Source organism: Allocoprobacillus halotolerans, assembly GCF_024399475.1.
Taxonomy (GTDB): domain Bacteria; phylum Bacillota_I; class Bacilli_A; order Erysipelotrichales; family Coprobacillaceae; genus Allocoprobacillus; species Allocoprobacillus halotolerans.
This window is the reverse complement of the sequence record NZ_CP101620.1, coordinates 1,888,135-1,913,848: the sequence shown is the minus strand read 5'-3', so window position 1 is coordinate 1,913,848 and position 25,714 is coordinate 1,888,135. Positions and strand designations below refer to the sequence as shown.

Sequence of the window (25,714 nt, the reverse complement as noted above, 5' to 3'; positions counted from 1 at the left end):
TTGAACTCCTTTTATATTTCTTTTAATCCTCATTATTTTTGCTTTCTAAAACATCAACACAAAGCTTTGTTAAACCATCTAACATGTAAGGACTGACTTCTTTAATTGAATAAAATTCTGGCATAAAATCTTCAGGTAAAAATGATAAGAGTTTATTTTTGACTTCATGCATATCCTGTACCATTGGAGAATAAAGTGCCACAGCTTCTGGTCCCATAATGCATAGTGTTGGTAACAATGATTTTGTAACGAGTTCTAAAACACCTGCTTGTGTCCATGCTAACTTTGAACAGTCATCGGAGAATTGCATACGACGCAGAAAATATCTCACTTCACCTGCCACTCCATTACGTCCATGAACAATCTCTCCATGAAAAATCACACCTTGACCACCTATCGCAAAGCCAAATGGCTGAGAGTGGAAGACAATATTTTGGTATTCTGGATGTTCCAAAGCAAAGCCCATGACCGCTGCATTGGCATTATTACAAACCAATACTTTGACACCATATTTCTTTTCAAAGTCATTTTTGATATCTAAAATCTTCTCATCTATGGAATTTCTTAACTGTTGATCATCTTTAACGACTCCTGGCGTCGCAATTCCAATTATATCGACATATTGATGTTTTAATAAAACTGTATCAATAATATCATAAAGATCATAAATATTCAAAGATGGCTTAATAATCATATTATGATCAATAATTTCACATTTATCACTCAAACGATAATAAATACGTGTTTGTGCTTTATTGTTTGAAATCACAATAGATAAAATACGATTTTCATATTCCGTGCAATGACTATGATGTTTCTGAGTTGTTTTGGCTTTACTTGCATAATATTGTTCGACTTCATTTTGAATATATCTTAAGGCTCCTGATGCATCATAAGTCGCAAAAACAGAGGTAGGAATCTGTAAAACAAGTTTATCTGTTAAACTTTCTTTTAAACGATTCAACATATAACCAATTTGTGGTGCAATCAAGACCACATCATATTTTTCCACTTCTTCATAAATACTCAAATAAGACACTGCATCAAAATGATAATCCAACCCTAACATTTTCGCAACTTCGTTTAAATTCTCAGCAAACATTGACGTTGTCAAACCTGCAGAACATGATAATAAAACTTGTAAAGTCTTTTTATCTTTTAATCCAATGAGTGTTTCTACCATTTCATCATATAATTGTTTAGCATGTTCTTCATCATTCAATTCAAAATGCAAATAAAATTTGACTTCATCATCTTTTTGAGACACAATCGAAAATTCAACAATCGTACTGTCCTCAATCATTGTAAAACGAATAGAAGCTTCTCCATAATCAGTTACTAATCGAATCAGTTTATCATTATCCACAATAATTCGATAATCATCACTATGATGTTTTTGAATCCATGCTTGAAAATCAAAAGATAATTCTGTTTTTTTCATATCCATAAGCTTTCCTCACTTTTTCTTTATCTTTATTGTATCATTGAGATATCAAAACATCAAATAAATCTCCAAAACAAAAATAGCATAAACATGCTATTTTATGTCATTGACTTTCTTTAAAACACGTGATGCATCATCACCCTCTACAATTGTAGGCTGATAATTATTACGTGAAGATGTAGAAGAAATCATACAAGGAATGACTTTACTTTCTTCTTTAACCAATTCATCATTTTCAAATGAAAAAGTATGTTGATAAATCATGGTATCTTTATCACTTGGATTTTTATTTCCACCAAAACAGAAATTACCTAAACTATAAACAATCTTTTTCCCTTTATATGTTTCAATACCCTGTAAAACATGAGGATGTGAACCAATGATCAAATCAGCTCCAGCATCTATTGTCTGTTTTGCAAGACTGCGCTGTGATTCCATTGGTGCCTTATCACGTTCAATTCCCCAATGAAAATAAACAATAACCAAATCACATTTTTCCTTTAATTCTGTAATCGCCTTTTTCATATCAGTAGTGACCTCACTAGGAAAAGCATAACCTAAAAGTCCAACTTGAATCCCTTTGACATCTATTACAGAACTTTCATCATAACCAAAATGTGCAATCTCTTTTTCATCTAAAATATCTTTCGTATCTTGCATCCCTTGTTCAAAATGATCTTTTGAATGATTATTGGCTAATGTGACAGCTTCAATATCACCCTCAGTTAAAATATTAACATATTCTGGTTTCCCTTGAAACGCAAAAGTCTTTTGGGCATAATCTTGACTTGTTGTTAATGGGCCTTCTAAATTGGCAATCGTTAAATCATCAGCTTCAAAAACAGATTTGACATTCTTTAAAAAATATGTACAATCTTTACCTTGTTTTTCATATTCCTGATCAAAAGACCCATCATAACCTTGACCAGCATAATTTCCTAAAGTTATATCACCCACAAAAGATAAAGTGATTTCTGTCTTTTTCACTTCAGGTTCTTTCGTTTCTACTTTTTCTTCTTCATTTTGTGTTACTTGTGGCTTTTCACTTTGACATCCTATCAACATCAATGTAAAACATATCACCAATAAATATTGTATTCCTTTCTTCATAAATACCACCTATGATTCATCTTCTATATAAAATTTTTTATAATAACGAATTCTTAATAAATCAAAAATTATCATTGTTTGATAATTAAATTCTAATCCATCAAATGTTCCTGAAACATGAACAACATAATCAGGGCAAACATCTTCAAATTGAATATACTTTTTATTTTGTGTCACTAAAACAACATAAGCTTCACATAAATTCTGTTTCACCATTTTTTTAGCATTTTCTTCCATCGTACGTCCAGTTGCTGTAATAAACAATACGACATCATCATCAGAAAATTCAAATTCTTCATCAAAATGATGATATTCAATAACTTCTTTTCCTAAAGTAATTAAATCCGTCTGAAAATCAACTGCAATACAGCTAGGATATAATGCTCCAACAATCACTACTCTTTTTTCTCAAAAATCAAATTACAAATCTCATCAATATTATTTAAAAATTTCTCTTTCTCCACTTTAATTTGTAAATGAGATAAAAACTTTTCTACATCAGTCTGTAACATTCTGGCTTCTATTTGATCTAAACGAAGCTGTTTATCTAAATTCATCTGTTGATGAAATTCTTCATAGGAATGTAATCCTAGATGCTTGAAAAATGACATAGCATCTTCTTGACTACATTTAACTTCATCAATAAACTTTTGAAAATCATAATGACAAATTTGATGATAATGTTTGACGACAAAACTTCCAATACGATACATATAATCATCATTTAAACAACCATTCAAATACTTTAAAATACGTGATATTAATATTTCCATCGTTTCACCCCTTTTTTCTATTATACAACAAAACATATCAGAAAACGAATGTTTTCATGGGTCAAAAGGATTTTATATATAAACACCTGAAAATGCATTCTATGTCCGAAAAAAGAAACTGCTATAAAACAGTTTCTATATATGTCGTGCAATTTCATAACCCTCACTCACTGCATCTTTAATATTTCCTACCTGATGTCCATCACCAATCAAATGATAAGATACATTCGCAGATTTCAACATTTCTTCAACAGTAACGTCTGGTTGATAACCACAGGCCAGAACTAACGTATCAGCATCATCAATCGTATAAGATTGTTGATTTTGGATATATGTAATTTGATTGTCTGTTACGCTTTCAACTTTCGCATTGACAATCATCTTGACACCTTTTTTCATTAATCTTTGAACAAGTAAAGAACGACCTGGCCCAGACTCTTTCAACATCACTTCTTGACCCATTTCAATAATCGTAATATCACGATTTCTAGGAAAACGGTCATTGACTAATGGCGCTAAATAATCTGCTAGTTCACAACCCACTGAACCTCCACCAATAATGACAAGCTTACGACCTGGAAAAGCACGTCCAGATAATATATCATCACCAGTCATCCATTGTTTAAATGTTGTAAAAGGTTGAATGATAAGCGGTTTCGCTCCTGGTGCAGCAATAACCTCATAATCATGAAATTCGTTTTGTAACATATCCAAAGTCACTGGTGTATGCATACGAATATCAACACCTGATTGAACAAGTCGACGTTTCATCCATTTAATCACTTGACATAAGTCTTGTTTACCAATTGGAACAGAAGCTATTTTTAATGCGCCACCAAGTTCATCTTCTTTTTCGCATAAGACAACTTCATGACCACGTTTTTTCGCAATAAACGCAGCTTCCATACCAGCAGGTCCACCACCAATCACAAGCACTTTCTTTTTCGCTGAAGATGGTTGAATGGTATCTTCGTTTTCTAAAGCAAATGATGGATTCATTGTACAGGCAACTGGTTTACCAAACATAATGCCATTTAAACAACGTAGACAGCCAATACATGGGCGAATATCTTCCACTTCTCCAGCTTTCGCCTTATTTGCAAATTCTGGATCACAAAGGTTGGCACGTCCCATCATACAAGCATCAGCCTTACCATTAGCGATTAATTCTTCAGCTACCCAAGGTTCAACAATACGACCAACTGTAGCAACTGGAATAGATACATACTTCTTAATTTCAGCAGATAAAGCTGCATGACTTCCCATTGGTGTTCCAGGTGCAGGAATAGAACTTCCTCTAGCAATCGTTGTTCCACCAGAAACATGCAACATATCCACACCATGTGCTTCCAATTTTTTAGCAACATAAATCATATCATTGATATTCAAACCACCATCGCTATATTCATCTCCCGAAATACGCACATCAATAATAAAATCAGATCCACATGTTTCTCTAATCGCTTCAATGACTTCTAAAGTCAATTTTAAACGGGCATCAATATTACCACCATATTCATCTGTACGTTTATTATAAAGTGGTGATAAAAATCCACCTAACAATCCATGGGCGTGTGCTGCATGCACTTCAACTCCATCACCACCAGCTTTTTTGACTCTTAAAGCTGCGTGGGCAAATTGTTGAATAATAACTTTCAATTCTTCTTTTGTGATAGGACGAGGTGCTTCTTTAGCATAATAAGGACCAACATGTGATGGTGCAATCAATTGTGGTGTTCCTGGAATAGGAAATGCCATATAGGCAGGATGGAAAAGCTGTGGTAAGATCTTTGCTCCATATTCATGGACACCATCAACTAATTTTTTCCATCCTTCAATGAAAGAATCATCATAAATAGACATATCACCAGGTAGATAGACATAAGTTGGTTCCACTGTCACCACTTCTGTCACAAACAATCCAACGCCACCTTTTGCACGTGCTTTATAATGTTCTACAAGTTCATCTGTCACATAACCTTTATTTCCTAAATTGGTTGATAAAGGAGGCATAAAAATTCTATTTTTAACTATCTGATTTCCTATTTGAATAGGTTCAAATAAATGTGGAAATTGATTCATTGTATTCACTTCCTTAAATACCATTAGCAGCTAAATATCCTTCTTCAATGGCATGATTAATATCTGCTGCTTTGTCATGGCAATCACCGACAACATAAACTTTGATACCTTTTTCTTCTAATAATGATGTATCAAAAGTATTTGGTTTTGCACCTACAGCTAAGACAACATAATCACAGTCAATAGATAACTGACCTTCTTCATTTTGGGCTTCTAGACTTGTTGGTGTAATAGCTGTCACTTTTGTATTGACATATTGTTTCACACCATGTTTTTCAAAATCAGCCATCATTGTTGGACGAACTGTTGTAGATTCTTCTTTAGCGATTGTATCCATCATTTCAACGATTGTGACTTCAGCTCCCATTTGAGCTAATAATTCAGCTGTTTCAGCACCAACTAATCCACCACCAATAACAACAACTTTTCCACTTGGTAATTGTTCATGGTTAAGCACTTTCCATGCATCATAAACATGTGGTAAATCACAACCTGGAATATTTGGAATGACATTAAATGCTCCAACAGCGACAATCACTGCATCTGGATTTTCATCAAGGACACATTTAGCGCACACTGCTTGTCCTAATCTTAAATCAATATCTAATGCTTTCATTTCATTTGTTAAATAATGAATACCACGATTCATTTCATATTTTCTAGGTGGCACAGCCGCAATATTTAATTGTCCACCTAAAGTTGTTTCTTTTTCAAATAAAACGACATCATGTCCTTTTGTTTTGGCCACTCTGGCAGCTTCCATACCTGCTGGTCCACCACCCACAACAACAACTTTTTCTTATCAGTTGCTGGTGTAATAACACGATCATATTCATATCCATTTTCAGCATTTAAAACACAGCTTAAGAATTTTCTGTTTTGAATAGAATCTGTACATCCTTTATTACACATCATACAATGACGAATACGTGTACCTTCACCGGCTTCTAATTTTTTAACATAATCAGGATCAGCCAATAAAGAACGACCTAATCCAATTATATCACAAACACCATTTTCAATTAATGCTTCACCGTTTTCTGGTGTGATAATACGTCCAACAGCAGAAACTGGAATAGCTACAGCTTCTTTAATTTGTTTTGTATAAGATGCCATAAAACTATATGGTGTTGTTCCCATTGCAGGAATTGTATCATTCATATTTCCAGTATGATTGGCTTGACCAACATGAATCATATCAACGCCAGCTTCTTCTAAGATTTTCGCAAACTTCACTGCTTCTTCAATTAATAAACCACCTTTTCCTCTCAGCGTTCCATCTGGGTTCACTGTGACAACTGGTAATTTATAATCAATACAAATATCTGGTGCATATTCTTTAATAGTTTTCACAACATCTAATGCAAAACGAATTCTATTTTCAAAAACCCCACCATATTGATCATTGCGGTGATTTAAGATTGTTGAACATAAAGAACCTACTAAACGATCTCCATGGACTTCAATCACATCAACACCTGCCTGATAAGCACGTTTCACGCAATCACCCATTTTTTCTAAAATTGTATTTAATTGTTCTTCTGTCACTTCATCAATATAATGTAACATATCATGATGTAATTTTGCACGTGCAGCCTGCATATCTCCTTTTCTAAAGAGTTCAGCTAAAGCATCTACATCATATTCTGGATGGAATAATTGAATCCCTAATTTACAATCATATACATGTAAAGCATCAGCTAATTTTTGATAAGCTTCAATCTGTCCATCATGGAAAAGCTTTGGTGTTGGAGATACAGTATTCACGGGTGCAACATCACCTAATACAATATAAGCGACACCACCTTCAGCCAATCTTTTATAAAAATTAAAACTTTGTGTTCCAATGCTTCCATCTCTTTCTTCATATCCTGTTGTCATCGGTGGAAACATAATTCTATTTTTTAATGTGATTTTTCCTACTTGAATAGGTTCTAATAAATTCATTCTTTTTTCCTCCTTGTTTTTATCACACCTATGATAGCACTTACAAATATATAAAACATACGCTTTTAGCTAAAAAACATATACTTTTTCATATATGTTTTTTATTTCACAAAGTTTTCTTGAATGTCATTTGCTTTTTATAATCACGAGGACTCATCCCCACGATCTTTTTAAAAGCCTTTGATAAATGATAGGCTGATGAATAACCAAGTTCCTGCGATAAGGTATTCACATTTTTTCCAAGCAAAAGCTGTTTTTGGACATAGGCAATCTTTTGTTGTTGGATATAGAAAGCAGGTGAAGTATGTAAAACATTGATAAAAGCTTTATACAAAACACTTGTGGATACGCCTAAAGATTGTGCCATAACCTGTAAACGAATCGGTTCATAAAGATGTTTTTGGATATATTTCACACTTTCATTAATTAATCCAGCATAAGAAGATTGACTGACTTCAATCTGTAAATCATTCCCTCTTTTGATTTGAGCCCTCATAATATCAACAATAATTCTTATTAATGCTGAAGTAATAACACTGGAATAACCAATTTCCTTTTCACGCGCTTCAATCAACAATCGCTCCAACATTTCTTGAAAATCACGCACTTCATCAGGATAAATCAAATGTCCATGATACGTCAACATGGATAAAAACTGTGTTTTTAAATATATTGGTTCAATTTCAAAATGAAAATAATAATAAGCATAATGATCATGCCCATGATTAATAGACGTATTTAACTGAAAAGGTTCTAAAATTAAAAAACTGCCAACTGGACATTCATATTGTTTATCACCAATAATCGTTGTAGAACCTCCATCTTTATAATAGACAATTTCTATATCATTGGATATATAACTGGCTTTGGTATCTTCATCACTTTGCCATAAACCAAAATTATTAATCTGAAAAGTCATTTTGCCAAGTAAATCAGTTAATTCATCTCCTTGAAATTGCGAATACTGTTGTTTTGTTTCAATATACATATATACCACCTTTATATTATTTTAAAATAAATCTATTCCTTTCGCAAACATTAAAGAAATGATAATATTTTTTTCTCTTTTTTTGCATATTCTTTACATTTCTCTTTAAATCCATGTTTTGTTTTTGATTTTCTTTTATAATGAAAACAAGTAAAGGAGTGGAAATCAAGAGTAAAATTATATTTATTGATGTTGATGGAACATTATTAGACTATGAAAACAAATTACCTGAATCAGCTGCGTTAGCGATTCAAAAAGCCCATGCCAATAGACACAAAGTTTATATTTGTACAGGAAGAAGTAAAGCCGAAGTTTATGATTATATCTGGGATATTGGATTGGATGGTATGATTGGTGGAAACGGAAGTTATGTAGAACATCAAGATCATATTGTGATGCAGCAATTGATTACCAAAGAACAATGTCGTCATATTGTAGATTGGTTAAATCTAGACATTTAGAATTTTATCTTGAAAGTAATAATGGTTTATTTGCCAGTGAAAACTTTGAAGAAAGAGGAAACCCTGTTATTAAAGAATATTGTAAAAGAAAAGGAAAAGATCATGCTGAAGAAATGACAGTACGTGATATTTTCCCTGAAATGATCTATGGTGTTGAATTATATCGTGATGATTTACATAAGGTTAGCTTTATCTTAGAAAGCTATCAAGATCATTTAGATTCTATTGGAGAATTCCCAGATTTGAAACCAGGAACTTGGAGTGGCAAAGGTGAAATTGCTTTATTTGGTGATTTAGGAGTAAAAACATTACCAAAGCTCATACGATTGATAAATTATTGAAATATCTTGATGCCAGCATCGAAGATACATTTGCTTTTGGAGATGTTAAAATTGATATTCCTATGCTTGAATACTGCCAGGTAGGTGTTGCGATGGGTCGTGGTGGTGACGAAATCAAAGCCATGGCTGACTATGTCACTGATGATGTCGATCAAGATGGACTCTATAATGCTTTTGTTCATTTTGGATTAATTGAAGCCTAACAAAAATCTCTTGAGAAATCAATCTCAAGAGATTCTTTATACATCACCAAAAGAAATACCCATTAAACGTGCATTTTGCACAGCACTTCCTTCAATATCTACATATTTTAATTGTCCAGCTGTTTCCAATAAAGGAATAGATGTCAAATGATGATCAACCAAAACAACCAATTGTCCATAATTTTTATTGAGAATCAATTTTGCTCCTTCGACACCCATCAATGTCGCCATTTCACGATCATAAGCACAAGGTTGTCCACCACGCTGAGCATGTCCAACACAAGACACACGAATTTCTTTCTCTATATAATGAGATAATTTTTCAGCAATCTCATAAACCACAGATTGACCTTCACGACTTGCAACTTTTAACTTATAATGTTTTTTAGAAAGCATCGATTCTTCTTTAGAAATAGCACCTTCAGCACAAGCAATGAGAATCGATCTTCTACCTGTCTTGATTCTTTTTTCAATATCTCTGGCAACCACTTCTATATCATAAGGAATTTCAGGCAACAAAATCATATCTGCCCCTGAAGCCAAACCTGCCGACAAACACAAATGCCCCACTTTATGTCCCATAATTTCAACAATAAAGACACGACTATGACTTGAAGCTGTTGTTTGAATTTCATCTAAATATCTTGAAGCAATATCAACGGCTGATTGAAAACCAAAAGTATAATCAGTTCCCCATGTATCATTATCTATTGTTTTAGGTAAACCAATAACATTTAACCCTTCTTGTGATAATAAATTCGCAGTCTTTAATGAACCATTACCACCTAAAACAGCTAAGCAATCTAATTTTAACTTTTGATATGTTTTTTTCATGGCTGCCACTTTATCAAAACCATTTTCAATCACACGCATTTTTTTAAATGGACATCTAGAAGATCCTAAAATCGTTCCACCTTTATTTAAAATATCCTCAAAATCTTGAGGTTGCATAATTTGATAATTTTCATACATCAAACCTTTATAACCATCTAGAAAACCAATAATCTCAATATCTTTTCTTTGTTGATAGAGTGTTTTGACAAGCCCACGCATTGTCGCATTTAAAGCCTGACAATCACCTCCACTCGTTAAAAGACCAACCCTCATCATCTCACTCCTTTACATCAATACCTTTTTTAAAGAAATACTCCTGACTATTCATACTTGCCTGTTTATTTTTAATACGCTTATAACTTCCATCACCTAATAATTCACAAGCTTTGACATTATCCTTCAACATTGTTGTAAACATTGCACAAATAATTCTTTGAATTTTCTTATCATAAATTGGTGTTGCAACTTCTACACGTCTTTCTAGATTTCTTGTCATTAAATCCGCTGAAGAAATATAAACTTTACGATTATCCCCAACACCAAAAATATAAATACGTGAATGTTCTAAATAACGTCCCACAATAGAAATTACACGAATATTATCAGTATAACCTTCCACATGAGGAATAATACAACAAATACCTCTGACAATCATATCAATCTTAACGCCTGCTCGACTGGCTTCAATCAATTTGTTAATCATGACTCTTGAAGTTACTGAATTACATTTAAAACCAACATAAGCCTCTTGACCTTCTTTAGCCAAAGCAATTTGTTCATCAATATATTCACAAATCTTAGATAACATACAATGAGGTGCAACCATCAAATGTTGTGTTTCACTCATTGTTTCTCCTAAACTCAAATGATTAAAAACATCATTAATTTCTTCCCCTAATTCATGATTATGTGTCATTAAAGCTAAATCAGTATAAAGTTTAGCGGTATTTTCATTATAGTTACCTGTACCAATCTGTGAAACATATTGAACACCTTGACTATTTTTATAAGTAATCAAACATAATTTAGAATGCACTTTATAACCATCTAAACCATAAATCACACGACAACCAGCAGCCTCTAGACGTTTTGACCAGTCAATATTATTTTCTTCATCAAAACGTGCTCTTAATTCCACCAAAACAACAACTTCTTTGCCATTATCAGCTGCTCTTATTAAAGATTTAACAATCTTTGAATTTTTAGCCACACGATAAAGTGTCATCTTGATACTAGCAACCTGTGGATCACGACTGGCTTCATCAAGCAATCTCAAAAATGGTGACATCGATTCAAATGGATATGCCAATAAAATATCTTTCTTCCCAATTTGTTTCATCATTGGAACCGCATTTTCAACCATTGGACTGTTTCTAGGCTCTAAACGTTTATAGAACAACTGAGGATGCAACATACGTAAATGATCACGCAATGTTCCAATAAAGCCTAAATCCAATGGTACTTGTGATAAAAACACCTGATTTTTCTTTAAATTCAAGAAATTCATCAACATCATGATTTCTAATTCTTCCAAACCTTCAGAGATTTCCAAACGAATTGGACATAATTTACGACGTTGTTTAATCAATGTTTCCATCATTTCACGATAATCATCATGTCCTTCTAAAGAATGATCATCTTCATCAATATCAGCACTTCTTGTCACACGAATAAAACCTTTATTTTTAATTGTATATTTACTAAAGACTTTAGAAACAAAATGCAAAATAATATCTTCTACCAAAATAAATTGTCCTTGCATACTTGGAACAGCCAACATTCTTTCATCTATCGCATTACCACAAGATACAATTCCCATTTTACGTTTTCCTTTTTTAGATTCCAATTGTACAATAATATATAATTCCTTATTATTCAAAAAGGAAATGGTTGTCTTTTAGACACCACTTGTGGTGAAATCAAAGGTAAAATCTCTGAATCAAAATACTTTTCAAAATACTTACGATCTTCTTTATTTTTTAATTGGTGATATTTTAAAATACCCCAACCATATTCTTTTAAATCATTCATAATACGTGTATAAATACGATTTTTTTTACGATTTAAAAAACCAACTCTCATTAAACATGCTTTTAATTGTTCTTCTGCTGTCATTTGTGTTTTATTATCTTTAGATGATGGGTAAAATAACATTTGATCATATAATGTTCCTATACGCACCATAAAAAATTCATCCATATTTGATTGAAAGATAGACACAAAGTTTAACTGTTCTCCTAAAGGCACTTCTTTATCCTTTGCCTGCATTAAAACACGGTCATTAAATTTCAACCACGATAATTCTCTATTTTCTCTACAACCTTTCATAATATCCTCCTTTATTTATCACTAAAAAAATAATATGTCTTTATCATATAATCAAGACCATTTTCATGAATTTACAAAAACTTAAGATTTTCTTTACGTCAGCTTTATATATTTATTTTACACTTTTTTAAATTCAAAATAAACAATTTTATGTTTTGGGTATCAAGATTGATTTTTTGTATCAATATGACTATAATGAAAGAAGAAATGGAGGAATAAAAAGTATGTTAGTAACAGAAGATATAAAATATGTTGGTGTCAATGACCATCATATTGATTTATTTGAAGGACAATATCATGTCCCTCATGGAATGGCTTATAATTCTTATGTGATTTTAGATGAAAAGGTCGCTGTTATGGATACAGTTGATATTCATTTTACACATGAATGGCTTGATCATATTGCGGATGCATTGGATGGTAGAACTCCTGATTATTTAATCATCCAGCATATGGAACCTGATCATTCAGCAAATATTTTGAATTTTATGAAAGTTTATCCTCAAACAACACTCGTTGGTAATGCGAAAACATTTATGATGATGGAACAATTCTTCTCACTTGATGCAAGTTATCAAAGATTGGTTGTGAAAAATGGTGAAGAATTATGTTTAGGAAAGCATACATTATCATTTGTGTTTGCACCAATGGTTCACTGGCCTGAAGTCATGATGACTTATGATCAAAAAGATCATATCTTATTTTCAGCTGATGCTTTTGGTAAATTTGGTGCCAATGACGTTGAAGAAGATTGGGATGATGAAGCCCGTCGCTATTATATGGGCATTGTTGGAAAATACGGAGCACAAGTACAGGCAGTCCTTAAAAAAGCGAGTGCTTTAGATATTCAAACAATCTGTCCATTACATGGTCCTATTTTAAAAGAGAATATTGATCACTATCTTGATCTTTATCAGACATGGTCATCTTATAATATAGAAAAAGATGGTGTTGTCATTGCTTATAATTCTATTTATGGACATACTCAAAAAGCGATTGAGTTATTAGGAGCCAAATTAACTGAAAAAGGTTGTCCAAAAGTCGTTATTCATGATTTAGCACGTGATGATATGGCTTTATGTGTAGCTGATGCTTTCCAATACAGCAAAATTGTATTGGCATCTGTGACTTATAACGCTGATATTTTCCCATTCATGAAAGAATTTATTCATCACTTAACAGAAAGAAATTTCCAAAAACGTACTGTGGCTTTTATGGAAAATGGTTCATGGGCACCAATGGCTATAAAAGTCATGAAAGGAATGCTTGAAAATAGTAAAGATTTAACTTATACTGAAAACAATGTCACAATCAAATCAGCACTGAATAGTGATAGTCAAGAGGCGATTGAAAAATTAGCTGATGAATTATGTCGTGATTATATTGCCCAGTCTAATGAAAAAGCCAATAAACATGATATGAGTGCTTTATTTAAAATTGGTTATGGTTTATATGTTGTGACAAGTCATGATGGTAAACAAGATAATGGATTGATTGTTAATACTGTTACACAAGTCAGTGATACTCCTAATCGTATTGCTGTCAATATTAATAAACAAAATTATTCACATCATGTCATTAAACAGACAGGAAAATTAAATGTCAATTGTTTATCTGTAGATGCTCCATTTAGTATCTTCGAAAGATTTGGTTTCCAGAGTGGACGTACAGTAAATAAATTTGGAGGTTTTGAACCTCTTCATTCTGATAATGGTTTAGCTTTCTTACCACGTTATATTAATGCTTTTATGTCATTAGAAGTAGAAAGTTATGTTGATTTAAATACACATGGCATGTTTATTTGTAAAGTGACTGAAGCACGTGTCATTTCTGATTTAGATACAATGACTTATACATATTATCAAAACAATGTCAAACCAAAACCTCAAACAGAAGGTAAAAAAGGATATGTATGTAAAATCTGTGGTTATGTTTATGAGGGAGATACTTTACCTGATGACTTTATCTGTCCTTTATGTAAACATGGCGCAGCTGATTTTGAACCAATTCAATAATCGAGTAGGAGAAAATAAATAATTTTATATTTATTTTCGACCTCTCACACCACCGTACGTGCCGTTCGGCATACGGCGGTTTAAATCTATACTGAAATATGTTTTAACTGATATTGGGCTACCATTGATGGTAGTCCTTTTCTATATAATAAATCATTAGTTATTCTTGTTTGAAGAAATGTACTTGCACATCTTGCATATGATTTTCGACTGTTTGCCCAAGTTTTAGCTTGCCATGGTAATGCCCCTAACTTTCTTAGTTGCTTTTCTCTATTTCCTATGGTTTTCCATTTCTTCCATAAGTACATACGTATCCTAAATCTTATTTGTGCATCTAGTTTTCTACAGACTTTTATAAAATTTCCAATACGGTAATAGTTAATCCACCCATTTACAAGTTGTCTTATCTTAAGTATTCTATATTCCCACGATACTGACCAACTTCTATTTGTTAGTTTCTTTAGTTTTGTTTGCAGTGTTGCGATAGATTTCTCATGTGGTTTTGCTTTCCACATAGATGAAAAAGAGTCATAATAGAATCCAAATCCTAGATATTTAATATCATTAGGTTTGGAAACTTTACTTTTAGTCATATTTACTTTAAGTCCTAGTTTCTTTTCTATGAATTTACTAATGTTCTCCATTACTCTATCGGCGGCTTTACTGCTACCCACTAATATAATACAATCATCTGCATATCGTGTGAATCTTAGTCCTCGTGCTTCCATTTCCTTATCTAGTTCATTGAGAACTATGTTACTGAGTAGCGGACTTAGATTTCCACCTTGTGGTGTTCCTACGACTGACTCTTTATATTCATTATCAATCATAATCCCGCTTACTAGAAACTTCCTAATTAGGGATACTATTTCTCCACTCTTTACATCTTTCATGACAAGTGAAATAAGTTTATCATGATTAACTGTATCAAAGAACTTTTCTAGGTCTATATCTACTATCCACTGATAGCCTTCATTCATATATTCCAATGCTTTGATGATTGCCATTTCGCAACATCTATTTGGTCTAAATCCAAAACTATTGTCACTGAATATTGGTTCATAGATAGGTATTAACACTTGGGCTATGGCTTGTTGGACAAATCTATCAAGTACTGTTGGCACTCCTAGATTTCGTATTCCGCCATCGGGTTTGGGTATTTCTACTCTTCTCACAGGTTGTGGCTTATATGTCTTGTTTCGTATACTGTCCTTAATTTCTTCTAGATGTTTATCTAAATAGTCTTTAAGTTCAGCTACTTCCATTCCATCTACTCCACTTGCACCTTTGTTTCGTTTGACTTGTGTAAATGCTAGTTCTAGATTAGTATCACTAAGCATTTCCTCAAGCAATGTGTTATCAGTTTTCATATTTTCGTTACCTCCATTTCTTTCGCTATCCATTATACTCACCTTCCCTACATTCTTCTTTCGGGTCTTCTAGTGTACTCGTCTATCTCCACGGTTTCGTATAATGAAATCAATTCAAAATTCAATAACTGATAGATTTATTCAGTCCTTCGCTCCATGACCATTACAGTCACTTCCTTACTACTACGACTTCTGCTGACTTCTCACTATTCGTTGTTACTGCTGTATCGCTAGTGAGACCTCCCGGGATAAGGTCATATCTCTTTCCTCCCATATATCCGCCACATTTACATATAATAGTCCTATTCCGCAACCTCTTATGACTTCGTGTTGTTTTGCACACTCGTCCCTATTATATGCCTGATGTGATTCGTGTTCCTCGGACCAGGACTTTGCCTCCATCTTCTTTCAGATTCCATCTCACGATAGACACCCTTGATATTGGCTAGTGGTTGGCAGTTGCGACATCGCCCCCCACAGTGGACTTTCACCACCTAGATATATGCCATGCCCGGCATACAAAGACAATGACGAATGAAATTAATCATTCGTCATTTTTTGTATCTTGTATGATTTTACCGTCTTCTATACGTAAAATTCTATCAACCACCTGGGCAATCATTTCATCATGTGTCACCATAATCACTGTTTCATGATATTTTCTTTGTGCCATACTTAACAATTGAATCACTTCTTGAGAACTTTTTGCATCTAGATTTCCTGTTGTTTCATCCGCAAATATGATAGCTGGTTTAGAAGCTAATGCTCTTGCTATAGCGACACGTTGTTGTCCACCATCTGACAATTCATGAATAAAGGCATATTTTTTCTCTGTTAAGCCCAGTGTTTCTACAATATCATGGACATATTCTTCATCAACCTGTCGATTATCCAAATGGATAGGTAAAACAATATTTTCAATCACGTTATGTGTTGAAATCAAGTTAAAGAACTGAAACACAAAACCCATTTTTCTTCGTCTTAAATGTGTTAAACGATCATTATTCATATCATAAAGTAATTTTCCTTGTAAATAGACCATTCCTTTGTCTGGTTTCACCAATCCCGCTAAAACATCTAATAAAGTACTTTTTCCACTGACACTTGTTCCAACAACAGCCATAAATGAACCTTCTTCAATTTCTAGTGAAACATCATTTAACGCAATCACCTTATTTTCATTATAGCCATAAGTTTTTGTCAAATGTTTTCCTTCCAAAATAATCATACATTCTCGCCTCCATAATCTATAACCATAAAAGCTTTCCACAATCTCAATATTGGACACACATAAATAATCAAACAGACGAATAAGCAAATAATATTCACAATACCATATTTCACATATGGAAAATAACTGACACTTAAATATTGTTTTTCCATCAAAGGAATGATGCCATTCAATAATGCAATAAATAAAAATGAAAATAATGCTTTATAAATTTCTTTAATCAGCATATCTTTTTTGTCATACCAATCCATCTTAACATTTGATAATCTCTTTGATGATTTATGATATAATTTTTATTCAAGAAATAACAAACAAAGAAAATCAATACAATGCCTACCATCAATAATTCATTATCTACCATAAGTGGAATACGTTCATGTCCACCTTTATATAACTCTATAATCATCAATCCACAATCTTCCAAATCAATATTTCCTTTCGTTTCTACATTGATATCATGCATCCATTCATCTCTTTGGTTGATATCTTCATACCAGATACATAAAATCGTATGAGCATCATCTGCAAGTTTTTCAAATGGCTGAGGACACATGACAAACGTTGTACGAATTGGACAATAAGGAAAATCCAAATCTTCTAGTTCTGCTACTTTATCATGAATAATACATGAAACAATAAATTCCTGATTTTCTACAATGACCTGTTCGCCAATATTTCCATAATCAGCATCAATTAATACTTCATAATCATTTTGTGGAATCATACCCTCAATTTCAACATTTCTAAGCAATGTTTCATTAAGCTGACAGATACGTGAAGATGTTCCAGAACCTAAAGATGATACAAAGGGAGTACTTTTATATTCATAACTGTCCACATCCGGTAAATCCATATTTAAAATCAGATTTAACATGTCTTTTGAACCATTTGCCTCAATAAAATACGTATCTTTTCTGTCGTATGTTAAAATACGCTTTGATCCTATATATTCATTATGATAATCAATAATTTGATTCGCTAAATAAGGCACCGAACATAGACACAGACAAATCACAAAAATGATATTCATTTTCTTATAGCTTTTCCATTCACGCCATGCAATTCGCCATTTATAAAGATACTTTAAAGTTTTCGCTCTGATATCAAAATAATAGAATTGTTTTCCATCAAAGGCACCACTTAATGCTTGAGAAGATGAGCGAATAGCCGGATAAGTAAAGAAAAATCAAAATACTCAATAAAAGCATAAAAATATAAAAACAATAAGCTAGTAAATAAAAAACATATTCATAAAGACCTAATGATAATGATATATAATAAATAATAGGATAACTTAATAAGGGAGCAAGAATTGCAGCTAAGAAAACAGAAATCAGACTACAAAAAATCATTTCATAGAGAATCATTAAAAATAATTGTTTAGTGGTCATGCCAATGGCACGCAATAAGGCAAATTCTCTGACACTTTTTTCAAAAGTGTTGTCGATAATAAAATCAAAGCCAATGCCATTAAACAACTTGCCTGTATCATAACAACAACACAACTAACAATTGTATAAAAACCAACCCATGCTGGATTATGATCATAACCATATTGATTTTCATCAGATAGAGAAAAAGCAACGCCTGGTAAAAGAGCTGTATCACTATAAAAATATGCATCATCATAATGTTGTTGGCTTGCAACATATATATCATAGAAAATCGGTTGTGAATTATGGACAACACCGACAATTTCCATTTCCTGAAGCTGGTCAGATATAGCAATATAAATATGCTGTCCTATTTCATAAGAAAATTCATCACTCACAACAACTTCATTATCACTTTCAGGAAAACGACCATCTGTCAGTGTCACTTGACAAAAGTCATAGAATCCTTCATCTCCAAACCCAACTGTCATATTATTCTTGTCATAAGCCATTTGATACAAAAAGTGATATTCAATATTCTTTGTATGTGACAATTGTTCTTTGGTTGCTTCCATATCTTCATCATGATAATCTTCATACCATGAACCATACTCTAATTCATAGGCATATTTTTGCATTTGATCATGGGAGCGCATACAGAGAATATACATAAAAAAAGCTAAAAGACATAATAAAGATAAAAGCACATAGAAATAAATATTGACGTTGATGATGTTTGATATGGCGATAAGCCATTTCTAGAATCGTCTTATTCATATCCTATCCCTCAATATTTATCTTACACGCTCTATCTTAAATTCCCGTGACTTTGACTTTTTTCTTTGCTAAAATTTTAAGAATACAGATTTCAAAAACAGCAGCTTTATATTCTTTTCAACAAAAGATTGTTTGAAAAACATGATGTTTTTGATTTTGAACTCATTCAACCAAAAACATAAACGAAGCGCTCAATTTCTTAATGTTTCGTTATTATACTTTATCGTTTCATCATTTCCAATATTTTTTAAATTATCTAATCAACCACTGATAATCCTATCTGCAATTGATTACATAATCAACATAAACGCTATCATCTTCAATTTTGAATATAAGCATATAATGCTTATGAAATATGCGATACCTATATGTCTTAGCTGGAATATAATCCCCTTCAAGCCATTGACATCTTCTAGGAAATTCCTCTAATGACTGCGATGCCTTTTCAAATTCTTCTATGAATTTATTAGCTGCAGCACTATCATATTGAGAAATATACGTCGCATAAGAAACAAGCATTTGAGTAGCTCTTGAGGAAATAATCACATGATATTTACTTCCCATTTCCTACTCCATCCACTGATTTTTTCATCATATTAACAACTTCATCAATTGAATATCCTTTCTCCTCCATTGCTCTTGCTTCTTCAACCACAAGAAGTTCTTCACGAAGTTTTAACATCTTCTCTCTTCTGTTGAAAGTGTCAATATCCATGACAACCAAGTCACCTTCGCCATTCTTTGTCAAAAAAATAGGTTCTTTCGCTTCACGACACAAATCTGCAATTTCATTGTAATTTTGTCTAATTGCTGCGGATGGTTTAATAATCATAACAACGTCTCCTTATATATTATATTAAAATTATACTCAAATTCTAATCATATTATATCTAAATAATACAATGAAGTCAAAAAAGAAAAGATTAAAAAAGCATAAACCTAAGATCAATTCATCTTAAGTTCATGCTTTAAATAAGATTTCTCTTATCTAATCTACCATTAAAACAGCACCTTTATATTCTTTTTCAACAAATGTTTTGATTTCATCTGATTTTAAGACATCAATTAAAGCTTGAATTCTTTCATCATTTTCATTACCTTTTTTGACTGCCACAATATTAATATATGGATTATCTTCATCCACTGTTTCAATAATTAAAGCATCCTGTGTTGGATTTAAATCTGCTTGTAATGCATAATTTCCATTAATCGCAACCAAATCACCTTCACCATTTTGATAAGAAGTCGCTAATAATTCAGGTTTAATTTCAGTAAATTTTAAGTTTTTAGGATTTGACACAATATCTTTTACTGTGGCATCAAGTGTTTCAACATCATCACTTAATTCAATGATATCAGCATCAGCTAAGATTCCTAAAATACGTCCATGATCCGCAATAGAGTTAGAAATAATCACTTCTGCACCATTAGGAATATCTTGAATATTTTTAATTGTTTGAGAATAGAAACCAAATGGTTCTAAGTGAATACCAGCTGCTTCAACAATCTTATAACCATGTTCTTCAACTTCTCCTTCAAAGAATGGACGATGTTGGAAATAATTGGCATCGACTTCTCCGGCATCTAAAGCTTTGTTAAAGATATAGTAATCATCTAATACCTTAATATTTAAATCAATATCATATTTTTCTTTTAAAATTGGTTTGGCTTCCTCTAAGATTTTAGAATGTGGATCTAAAGTTGCTGAAACAGTTAAAGTTTTCGCATCACTGTTACCTCCACTTCCACATCCTGTAAGTCCTACTGCTAAAAATAATGCTAAAACACCAATCAATAATTTTTTCATCTTTCTTTTTCCTCCCCTATCTTTTATCAATTTTTTTGACAATCAAATCTCCAATACCTTGGATAATAAAGACAATCACCAATACAAAGAATGTTGCGGTATACATTACTGGCATATTTTGTCTGACATAACCATACATATAAGCCAGGTTTCCTAAACCACCAGCACCAATGCATCCCGCCATAGCGGTATAACCGACTAACGAAATACCCATTACTGTAATACTTGAAATAAGAGCTGGTTTAGCTTCAGGAATCAAAACCTTTGTAATAATCTGCCATGAACTTGCACCCATTGCTTTGCTGGCTTCAATCGTTCCTTTATCAATTTCACTCAAGGCAATCATACACATACGTGCATAGAATGGTGCACTTGATACAATCAGTGCTGGTAAAGCCCCTTTCACACCTAGCATTGTTCCCATTAATGCCATTGTGATTTCTAAAAGTAAGAAAATCAAAATAATAAAGGGAATCGCTCTAAAGAGGTTGACAATAAAATCTAAAATACGATGCACAATTCTTTGAGGATAAAGTCCATCTTCTTTGGTAATATAAAGAATAATGCCTAAAACAAATCCAACAACCACAGCAATCACTAATGAAATGATTGTCATGATAAATGTTTCCTGAATGGCTACCCACATCGCATCCCAATCAATCTGGCTTAAAAATTCATTCATCCTATATCACCTCCACAATGACTTGATAGTTTTTAAATTTTTGAATAATCTGTTCATAATCTTGTGCACTTCCACCTAAAACATTGACAATCAAGACTCCAAAAGAACTATCAATTGTATTGGTTAGATTTCCAGATACAATGCTGATATCTAATTCTGTTTCTTTCATGACACGAGAAACAATCGGTTGACGAGATATATCTTCATCAAAAGTGAGTCTTAATAAAATTCCATCTGGATAAATCTGTTTTAGATTTTCATTTTGTTTATCATCATCAATTTTACTAGCAATATCTCTGACAAAACGTTTTGTCACTGTGTGTTGAGGATGTTCAAAAATATCTTTGACACGTCCTTCTTCAACAACACGTCCTTCACTCATGACTGCGACACGATGACATATTTTTTGAACAACTTCCATTTGATGGGTAATCATCACAATCGTAATTCCTAATTGACGATTAATATCTTTGAGTAAATCTAAGATTTGTTCAGTTGTATCAGGATCCAAAGCACTTGTTGCTTCATCACATAAAAGAATACTTGGATCATTGGCTAAAGCACGTGCAATTCCTACACGTTGTTTTTGTCCACCTGATAATTCACTTGGATAGGCATTTTCACGTCCCTGTAAACCAACTAACTCAATGAGTTGTTTTGCTTTTTGACTGCGTTTGGCTTTATCTACTCCTGCAATCTCTAATGGAAGCTCAATATTTTTTTGAACTGTTCTTGACCACAACAAATTAAAATGTTGAAAGATCATCCCAATCTTTGTTCTTTTCTTTCTTAAATCTTTAGGATTCAACAAAGAAATATCTTCACCATCAATAATGACTTCACCATTTGTTTGTGGTTCAAGCTGATTTATAATACGTACCAATGTTGATTTTCCAGCACCACTATAACCAATAACACCAAAGATTTCCCCATTTCGAATCGTTAAAGAGACATCCTGACAAGCATGAATATCACCTTTAGGTGTATGGAAAACTTTTTGAATATGTTTTAATTCAATCATCTTATCCCTCCTTACAAATAAAAAAACTCGTCCCCCTAAGGACGAGTTATCACCCGTGTTACCACCTTAATTTATTGTTATATCACTATAACAACCTCTTCGAGTACCAACATACTCTAGTACGATAACGGGTACACCCGCCATTAGCTAATCATTCACTAATGAAACTCCAAGACCATCTTCATTTATGACTCAATATTCTTTTCCACCAACCAAGAACTCTCTATCAAATCATCATAAACTACTCTTCTCTTCACTGTTGTTAATAATATATTATCGTGTCTATAAACATTTGTCAAACACTTTTTATAAAAATGCATGATCTATCTGAATGACACAGAAATAATGGGTATTGATTTTTTGAACTTCCTGGGCAATTTGTTGTTTTAATTCATGATGGGAAATTTCATCATCAGCTGGTAATAAAACATCAAAAATGAGATTTGTATGCGTTGGTCCTTTGATCAGACGAAAATCATGAATACTATATTCTTCATGAATACCTTTGACTATGCTTTCTATTTGTTGTTTTAAATCATTTGTTAATTCATCTTTTGTATCAATAGGATCCATATGAATCGTTGTTAAAATATTGTATTTATCTAATAAATTTCTTTCAATATTATCAATCTGATCATGAATTTCCATCATATCTTCATCACAATCCACTTCCGCATGAAAAGTCATATACTGACGACCAGGTCCATAATCATGCAACATAAAATCATGAATACCCAAAACCTTATCAAAAGATAAAACATATTGATAAATATCTTCTACCAAATCTTTATCCGGTGCTTTTCCTAATAATGGATCAACCGTATCTTTAAAAATATCAATTCCCGATTTGAAAACAACAATGGATACAATAACCCCAATGATACCATCCACTGGAAAACTTGTCACAAGGCTTAAACATAATGAAACAAGTGTAGCAAAAGTAGCACAAACATCATTTAAACTATCTTGTGATGCCGCTTTTAAGGATGTTGAATCAATGAAATTCCCTGTTTTTTTATTAAAAGATGCCATCCATAATTTAATCAATATTGATACTATTAAAACAATCACTGCACCCCATGTAAAAGATAACTTTTCAGGTTCAATGATTTTCATCAGTGATTCTTTAAAAGATGAAAAAGCCACTAATAAAATCAAAAAAGAAATGATTAAACCAGCAATATATTCATAACGTCCATGACCATAGGGATGATCACTGTCAGGATGCTTGCCAGCTAATTTAAAACCAAATAAAGTTGCTAAATTGCTACCCATATCAGAAAGGTTGTTTAAACCATCAGCCTGAATAGCCACAGAATGTGTCATAAAACCAAATAATAATTTAAAGACAACCATTATACAGTTACATATAATAGAAAGAACACTACATAGTGTTCCATATTTTTCTCTCACTTCTGGCAAATGTGCAGCTTGATAATTTGAAATTGTCTTTTTCACAATCAACTGAAACATAAAAGCCTCCTAGAAAATATTTGATATTTTTTTCAAATAAATGTTTTTTCCTTCTTTTTGAACCAATCCACAATCTTCTAATTCTTGAAGATAACCATCAATCTTTTCCTGATCAACTTTTTTATGTGCTAGATCTTTTAACACTTCAATGACTTGAGGATGATCATCTTTAATATATGCCTTTCCATCATTATCATATAATGCACTTTCTAACATCACATTTAAACAAGCAACATAAGCCCATTTCACTTCTAAACGTACAAGTTTATATTGCATAGTATCAAATAATGCACTTGGCATATAGTATTTATCTTCATGATTTTTTAAATCTCTTATATCATTTTTATCATAATAAATCATTTTTATTCCTCCCTTTATGTTTTTTCATTATAACATAGAATATGATAATTTGGTAAAGAATATTAAGATTTTCTGACAAGAGCTTTGAAAACTTTTATCATATTCTTTGCTTTTTTTCATTATAATTTTTATAATGAGTAAAACAAAAAGGAGTTGATGATATGAAAGTTTATCATAGTATTCAAGAATTAGTCGGACAAACACCGATTTTACAATTACATCACATTGAAAAACAAGAACTATTACAGGCACATTTATTTGCCAAATTAGAATATTATAATCCAGCTGGAAGTGTGAAAGATCGTGTCGCTAAAAAAATGTTATTGGATGCATTAGAGAATGGTAAGTTAAAATCTGGAGCAACCATTATTGAACCAACAAGTGGAAATACAGGAATTGGTCTATGTGCGATTGGAAAAGCCATGGGCTTTGAAGTCATTATTGTTATGCCTGATACTATGAGTCAAGAAAGAAGAAAATTAATGACTGCTTTTGGAGCCAAGTTAGTTTTAACTCCTGGTAAACAAGGAATGAGTGGAGCGATTGAAAAAGCTGAGCAACTCGCTAAAGAGATTCCTGAAAGCTTCATTCCAAGCCAATTTACCAATCCAAGTAATCCAGAAGCTCATTATATCACAACAGGTCCTGAAATTGATGAACAAATGGATGGTCAAATTGATATTTTTGTTGCTGGTGTTGGAACAGGTGGTACAATCACTGGAACAGGACGCTATCTTAAAGAAAAACATCCTGATATTCAAATTGTCGCTGTTGAACCAGCAGATTCCCCATTACTTTCAAAAGGTCAAGCTGGTCCTCATCAAATTCAAGGCATTGGTGCCAATTTTATTCCTGAAATCCTAGACACATCACTTTATGATTGTGTGATGACTGTCTCTACACAACAAGCCTACGAAGCTGCACGTCAATTAGCACAAAAAGAAGGTATATTAGTAGGTATTTCTTCTGGTGGTGCTTTAGCCATTGCAAAAATTTTGGCAAAAAAACCTGAAAACAAGGATAAAAACATTGTGGTTTTACTTCCTGATGGTGGAGATCGTTATTTATCAACGGATTTATATGAATAAAAGAAA

29 protein-coding genes and 1 other annotated feature are annotated in these 25,714 nt (G+C 32.5%); of the genes, 5 read left to right on the top strand and 24 right to left on the bottom strand.

Features of this window, described 5'->3' with window-relative positions:
• Positions 1-22: 22 nt before the first annotated feature.
• The 8 genes from NMU03_RS11255 to NMU03_RS11220 all read right to left on the bottom strand — a co-directional run bounded on the left by NMU03_RS11255 (position 23) and on the right by NMU03_RS11220 (position 8,344).
• On the bottom strand, positions 23-1,447 hold the full coding sequence (locus tag NMU03_RS11255) for an ROK family protein (RefSeq protein WP_290138432.1): 1,425 nt from the start codon (positions 1,445-1,447) through the stop codon (positions 23-25).
• Positions 1,448-1,537: 90 nt separating this feature from the next.
• Positions 1,538-2,554 carry a CapA family protein gene (locus NMU03_RS11250; RefSeq protein WP_290138430.1) on the bottom strand — a complete coding sequence of 339 codons (1,017 nt, stop codon included), beginning with the start codon at positions 2,552-2,554 and terminating at the stop codon, positions 1,538-1,540.
• Positions 2,555-2,563: 9 nt separating this feature from the next.
• Positions 2,564-2,950 carry a hypothetical protein gene (locus NMU03_RS11245; protein WP_290138429.1) on the bottom strand — a complete coding sequence of 129 codons (387 nt, stop codon included), beginning with the start codon at positions 2,948-2,950 and terminating at the stop codon, positions 2,564-2,566.
• Complete coding sequence (locus NMU03_RS11240) at positions 2,950-3,327, bottom strand: hypothetical protein (RefSeq protein WP_290138428.1); 378 nt, start codon at positions 3,325-3,327, stop codon at positions 2,950-2,952. Before NMU03_RS11240 ends, NMU03_RS11245 begins: the two co-directional genes overlap by 1 nt.
• A 135-nt stretch (positions 3,328-3,462) precedes the next feature.
• Complete coding sequence (locus NMU03_RS11235) at positions 3,463-5,409, bottom strand: oxidoreductase (RefSeq protein WP_290138426.1); 1,947 nt, start codon at positions 5,407-5,409, stop codon at positions 3,463-3,465.
• 13 nt (positions 5,410-5,422) lie between these two features.
• The gene (locus NMU03_RS11230) at positions 5,423-6,172 is read right to left on the bottom strand and encodes an FAD-dependent oxidoreductase (RefSeq protein ID WP_290138425.1); all 750 of its coding nucleotides are present in this window, start codon (positions 6,170-6,172) and stop codon (positions 5,423-5,425) included.
• The gene (bilR, locus tag NMU03_RS11225; protein WP_290138423.1) at positions 6,103-7,356 is read right to left on the bottom strand and encodes a bilirubin reductase; all 1,254 of its coding nucleotides are present in this window, start codon (positions 7,354-7,356) and stop codon (positions 6,103-6,105) included. The genes NMU03_RS11230 and bilR overlap by 70 nt, the downstream gene beginning before the upstream one ends.
• Positions 7,357-7,462: 106 nt before the next feature.
• Complete coding sequence (locus tag NMU03_RS11220) at positions 7,463-8,344, bottom strand: helix-turn-helix domain-containing protein (protein WP_290138421.1); 882 nt, start codon at positions 8,342-8,344, stop codon at positions 7,463-7,465.
• Between the two features lie 140 nt (positions 8,345-8,484).
• Here NMU03_RS11220 and NMU03_RS11215 point away from each other — a divergent pair, with 140 nt between their 5' ends.
• From NMU03_RS11215 to NMU03_RS11205, 3 genes are read left to right on the top strand one after another with little or no spacing between them, the layout of a single operon-like run.
• Positions 8,485-8,805, top strand: coding sequence for an HAD-IIB family hydrolase (locus tag NMU03_RS11215; RefSeq protein ID WP_290138419.1), 321 nt, complete (start codon positions 8,485-8,487; stop codon positions 8,803-8,805).
• Positions 8,784-9,146: a hypothetical protein gene (locus tag NMU03_RS11210; RefSeq protein WP_290138417.1), complete on the top strand. Its 363-nt coding sequence runs from the start codon at positions 8,784-8,786 to the stop codon at positions 9,144-9,146. The genes NMU03_RS11215 and NMU03_RS11210 overlap by 22 nt, the downstream gene beginning before the upstream one ends.
• Complete coding sequence (locus tag NMU03_RS11205) at positions 9,143-9,349, top strand: HAD hydrolase family protein (RefSeq protein ID WP_290138415.1); 207 nt, start codon at positions 9,143-9,145, stop codon at positions 9,347-9,349. The genes NMU03_RS11210 and NMU03_RS11205 overlap by 4 nt, the downstream gene beginning before the upstream one ends.
• Before the next feature lie 36 nt (positions 9,350-9,385).
• On the opposite strand, the gene NMU03_RS11200 is transcribed toward NMU03_RS11205, so the two are convergent.
• The 3 genes from NMU03_RS11200 to NMU03_RS11190 are packed head-to-tail and all read right to left on the bottom strand — an operon-like array spanning position 9,386 to position 12,511.
• Entirely contained in the window at positions 9,386-10,456 is a 1,071-nt protein-coding gene (locus tag NMU03_RS11200) for a 6-phosphofructokinase (RefSeq protein WP_290138413.1), read from the bottom strand.
• Between the two features lie 4 nt (positions 10,457-10,460).
• Entirely contained in the window at positions 10,461-12,029 is a 1,569-nt protein-coding gene (gene ppk1, locus NMU03_RS11195; protein ID WP_290142331.1) for a polyphosphate kinase 1, read from the bottom strand.
• Between the two features lie 29 nt (positions 12,030-12,058).
• On the bottom strand, positions 12,059-12,511 hold the full coding sequence (locus NMU03_RS11190; protein ID WP_290138412.1) for a polyphosphate kinase: 453 nt from the start codon (positions 12,509-12,511) through the stop codon (positions 12,059-12,061).
• 224 nt (positions 12,512-12,735) lie between these two features.
• Between NMU03_RS11190 and NMU03_RS11185 the strand changes: the two genes are divergently transcribed.
• On the top strand, positions 12,736-14,526 hold the full coding sequence (locus NMU03_RS11185; protein WP_290138411.1) for a flavin reductase: 1,791 nt from the start codon (positions 12,736-12,738) through the stop codon (positions 14,524-14,526).
• 86 nt (positions 14,527-14,612) lie between these two features.
• On the opposite strand, the gene ltrA is transcribed toward NMU03_RS11185, so the two are convergent.
• The 13 genes from ltrA to NMU03_RS11125 all read right to left on the bottom strand — a co-directional run bounded on the left by ltrA (position 14,613) and on the right by NMU03_RS11125 (position 24,620).
• Positions 14,613-15,929 carry a group II intron reverse transcriptase/maturase gene (gene ltrA / locus NMU03_RS11180; RefSeq protein ID WP_290138409.1) on the bottom strand — a complete coding sequence of 439 codons (1,317 nt, stop codon included), beginning with the start codon at positions 15,927-15,929 and terminating at the stop codon, positions 14,613-14,615.
• A gap of 511 nt (positions 15,930-16,440) precedes the next feature.
• Positions 16,441-17,124, bottom strand: coding sequence for an ABC transporter ATP-binding protein (locus NMU03_RS11175; RefSeq protein ID WP_290138407.1), 684 nt, complete (start codon positions 17,122-17,124; stop codon positions 16,441-16,443).
• The gene (locus tag NMU03_RS11170; protein ID WP_290138405.1) at positions 17,121-17,354 is read right to left on the bottom strand and encodes a hypothetical protein; all 234 of its coding nucleotides are present in this window, start codon (positions 17,352-17,354) and stop codon (positions 17,121-17,123) included. The genes NMU03_RS11175 and NMU03_RS11170 overlap by 4 nt, the downstream gene beginning before the upstream one ends.
• On the bottom strand, positions 17,348-18,157 hold the full coding sequence (locus NMU03_RS11165) for a hypothetical protein (protein WP_290138403.1): 810 nt from the start codon (positions 18,155-18,157) through the stop codon (positions 17,348-17,350). Before NMU03_RS11165 ends, NMU03_RS11170 begins: the two co-directional genes overlap by 7 nt.
• A gap of 97 nt (positions 18,158-18,254) precedes the next feature.
• A complete protein-coding gene (locus NMU03_RS17690; RefSeq protein ID WP_353956615.1) occupies positions 18,255-18,518 on the bottom strand; it encodes a hypothetical protein in 264 nt (87 codons plus the stop codon).
• Positions 18,515-19,156: a hypothetical protein gene (locus NMU03_RS11160; RefSeq protein WP_290138401.1), complete on the bottom strand. Its 642-nt coding sequence runs from the start codon at positions 19,154-19,156 to the stop codon at positions 18,515-18,517. The genes NMU03_RS17690 and NMU03_RS11160 overlap by 4 nt, the downstream gene beginning before the upstream one ends.
• 397 nt (positions 19,157-19,553) lie before the next feature.
• Complete coding sequence (locus tag NMU03_RS11155) at positions 19,554-19,841, bottom strand: type II toxin-antitoxin system RelE/ParE family toxin (RefSeq protein WP_290138400.1); 288 nt, start codon at positions 19,839-19,841, stop codon at positions 19,554-19,556.
• Positions 19,831-20,109: a type II toxin-antitoxin system Phd/YefM family antitoxin gene (locus NMU03_RS11150; RefSeq protein WP_290138399.1), complete on the bottom strand. Its 279-nt coding sequence runs from the start codon at positions 20,107-20,109 to the stop codon at positions 19,831-19,833. The genes NMU03_RS11155 and NMU03_RS11150 overlap by 11 nt, the downstream gene beginning before the upstream one ends.
• A 156-nt stretch (positions 20,110-20,265) precedes the next feature.
• Positions 20,266-21,084 carry a MetQ/NlpA family ABC transporter substrate-binding protein gene (locus tag NMU03_RS11145; RefSeq protein WP_290138398.1) on the bottom strand — a complete coding sequence of 273 codons (819 nt, stop codon included), beginning with the start codon at positions 21,082-21,084 and terminating at the stop codon, positions 20,266-20,268.
• A 16-nt stretch (positions 21,085-21,100) separates the two neighbouring features.
• Positions 21,101-21,766 (bottom strand): methionine ABC transporter permease, encoded by a 666-nt coding sequence (locus NMU03_RS11140; protein WP_290138397.1) that lies wholly within the window; start codon positions 21,764-21,766, stop codon positions 21,101-21,103.
• Between the two features lies 1 nt (position 21,767).
• Positions 21,768-22,787 carry a methionine ABC transporter ATP-binding protein gene (locus NMU03_RS11135; RefSeq protein WP_290138396.1) on the bottom strand — a complete coding sequence of 340 codons (1,020 nt, stop codon included), beginning with the start codon at positions 22,785-22,787 and terminating at the stop codon, positions 21,768-21,770.
• A gap of 34 nt (positions 22,788-22,821) precedes the next feature.
• Positions 22,822-23,053, bottom strand: a binding site (T-box leader).
• Between the two features lie 40 nt (positions 23,054-23,093).
• On the bottom strand, positions 23,094-24,260 hold the full coding sequence (locus NMU03_RS11130) for a cation diffusion facilitator family transporter (protein ID WP_290138395.1): 1,167 nt from the start codon (positions 24,258-24,260) through the stop codon (positions 23,094-23,096).
• 9 nt (positions 24,261-24,269) lie between these two features.
• Positions 24,270-24,620, bottom strand: a complete 351-nt coding sequence (locus NMU03_RS11125; RefSeq protein ID WP_290138392.1) for a hypothetical protein — start codon at positions 24,618-24,620, stop codon at positions 24,270-24,272.
• A 161-nt stretch (positions 24,621-24,781) separates the two neighbouring features.
• Here NMU03_RS11125 and cysK point away from each other — a divergent pair, with 161 nt between their 5' ends.
• Positions 24,782-25,708, top strand: coding sequence for a cysteine synthase A (gene cysK / locus NMU03_RS11120; protein WP_290138389.1), 927 nt, complete (start codon positions 24,782-24,784; stop codon positions 25,706-25,708).
• Positions 25,709-25,714: the final 6 nt, after the last annotated feature.

Coding starts and splice junctions, on each gene's coding strand:
- NMU03_RS11255 (WP_290138432.1), bottom strand. CDS start 1,447: ATGGATATGAAAAAAACAGAATTATCTTTTGATTTTCAAGCATGGATT.
- NMU03_RS11250 (WP_290138430.1), bottom strand. CDS start 2,554: ATGAAGAAAGGAATACAATATTTATTGGTGATATGTTTTACATTGATG.
- NMU03_RS11240 (WP_290138428.1), bottom strand. CDS start 3,327: ATGGAAATATTAATATCACGTATTTTAAAGTATTTGAATGGTTGTTTA.
- NMU03_RS11235 (WP_290138426.1), bottom strand. CDS start 5,409: ATGAATCAATTTCCACATTTATTTGAACCTATTCAAATAGGAAATCAG.
- NMU03_RS11230 (WP_290138425.1), bottom strand. CDS start 6,172: ATGGAAGCTGCCAGAGTGGCCAAAACAAAAGGACATGATGTCGTTTTA.
- bilR (WP_290138423.1), bottom strand. CDS start 7,356: ATGAATTTATTAGAACCTATTCAAGTAGGAAAAATCACATTAAAAAAT.
- NMU03_RS11220 (WP_290138421.1), bottom strand. CDS start 8,344: ATGTATATTGAAACAAAACAACAGTATTCGCAATTTCAAGGAGATGAA.
- NMU03_RS11215 (WP_290138419.1), top strand. CDS start 8,485: ATGAAAACAAGTAAAGGAGTGGAAATCAAGAGTAAAATTATATTTATT.
- NMU03_RS11200 (WP_290138413.1), bottom strand. CDS start 10,456: ATGAGGGTTGGTCTTTTAACGAGTGGAGGTGATTGTCAGGCTTTAAAT.
- NMU03_RS11190 (WP_290138412.1), bottom strand. CDS start 12,511: ATGAAAGGTTGTAGAGAAAATAGAGAATTATCGTGGTTGAAATTTAAT.
- NMU03_RS11185 (WP_290138411.1), top strand. CDS start 12,736: ATGTTAGTAACAGAAGATATAAAATATGTTGGTGTCAATGACCATCAT.
- ltrA (WP_290138409.1), bottom strand. CDS start 15,929: ATGGATAGCGAAAGAAATGGAGGTAACGAAAATATGAAAACTGATAAC.
- NMU03_RS11175 (WP_290138407.1), bottom strand. CDS start 17,124: ATGATTATTTTGGAAGGAAAACATTTGACAAAAACTTATGGCTATAAT.
- NMU03_RS11170 (WP_290138405.1), bottom strand. CDS start 17,354: ATGCTGATTAAAGAAATTTATAAAGCATTATTTTCATTTTTATTTATT.
- NMU03_RS11165 (WP_290138403.1), bottom strand. CDS start 18,157: ATGAATATCATTTTTGTGATTTGTCTGTGTCTATGTTCGGTGCCTTAT.
- NMU03_RS17690 (WP_353956615.1), bottom strand. CDS start 18,518: ATGACCACTAAACAATTATTTTTAATGATTCTCTATGAAATGATTTTT.
- NMU03_RS11160 (WP_290138401.1), bottom strand. CDS start 19,156: ATGCGCTCCCATGATCAAATGCAAAAATATGCCTATGAATTAGAGTAT.
- NMU03_RS11155 (WP_290138400.1), bottom strand. CDS start 19,841: ATGGGAAGTAAATATCATGTGATTATTTCCTCAAGAGCTACTCAAATG.
- NMU03_RS11150 (WP_290138399.1), bottom strand. CDS start 20,109: ATGATTATTAAACCATCCGCAGCAATTAGACAAAATTACAATGAAATT.
- NMU03_RS11145 (WP_290138398.1), bottom strand. CDS start 21,084: ATGAAAAAATTATTGATTGGTGTTTTAGCATTATTTTTAGCAGTAGGA.
- NMU03_RS11140 (WP_290138397.1), bottom strand. CDS start 21,766: ATGAATGAATTTTTAAGCCAGATTGATTGGGATGCGATGTGGGTAGCC.
- NMU03_RS11135 (WP_290138396.1), bottom strand. CDS start 22,787: ATGATTGAATTAAAACATATTCAAAAAGTTTTCCATACACCTAAAGGT.
- NMU03_RS11130 (WP_290138395.1), bottom strand. CDS start 24,260: ATGTTTCAGTTGATTGTGAAAAAGACAATTTCAAATTATCAAGCTGCA.
- NMU03_RS11125 (WP_290138392.1), bottom strand. CDS start 24,620: ATGATTTATTATGATAAAAATGATATAAGAGATTTAAAAAATCATGAA.
- cysK (WP_290138389.1), top strand. CDS start 24,782: ATGAAAGTTTATCATAGTATTCAAGAATTAGTCGGACAAACACCGATT.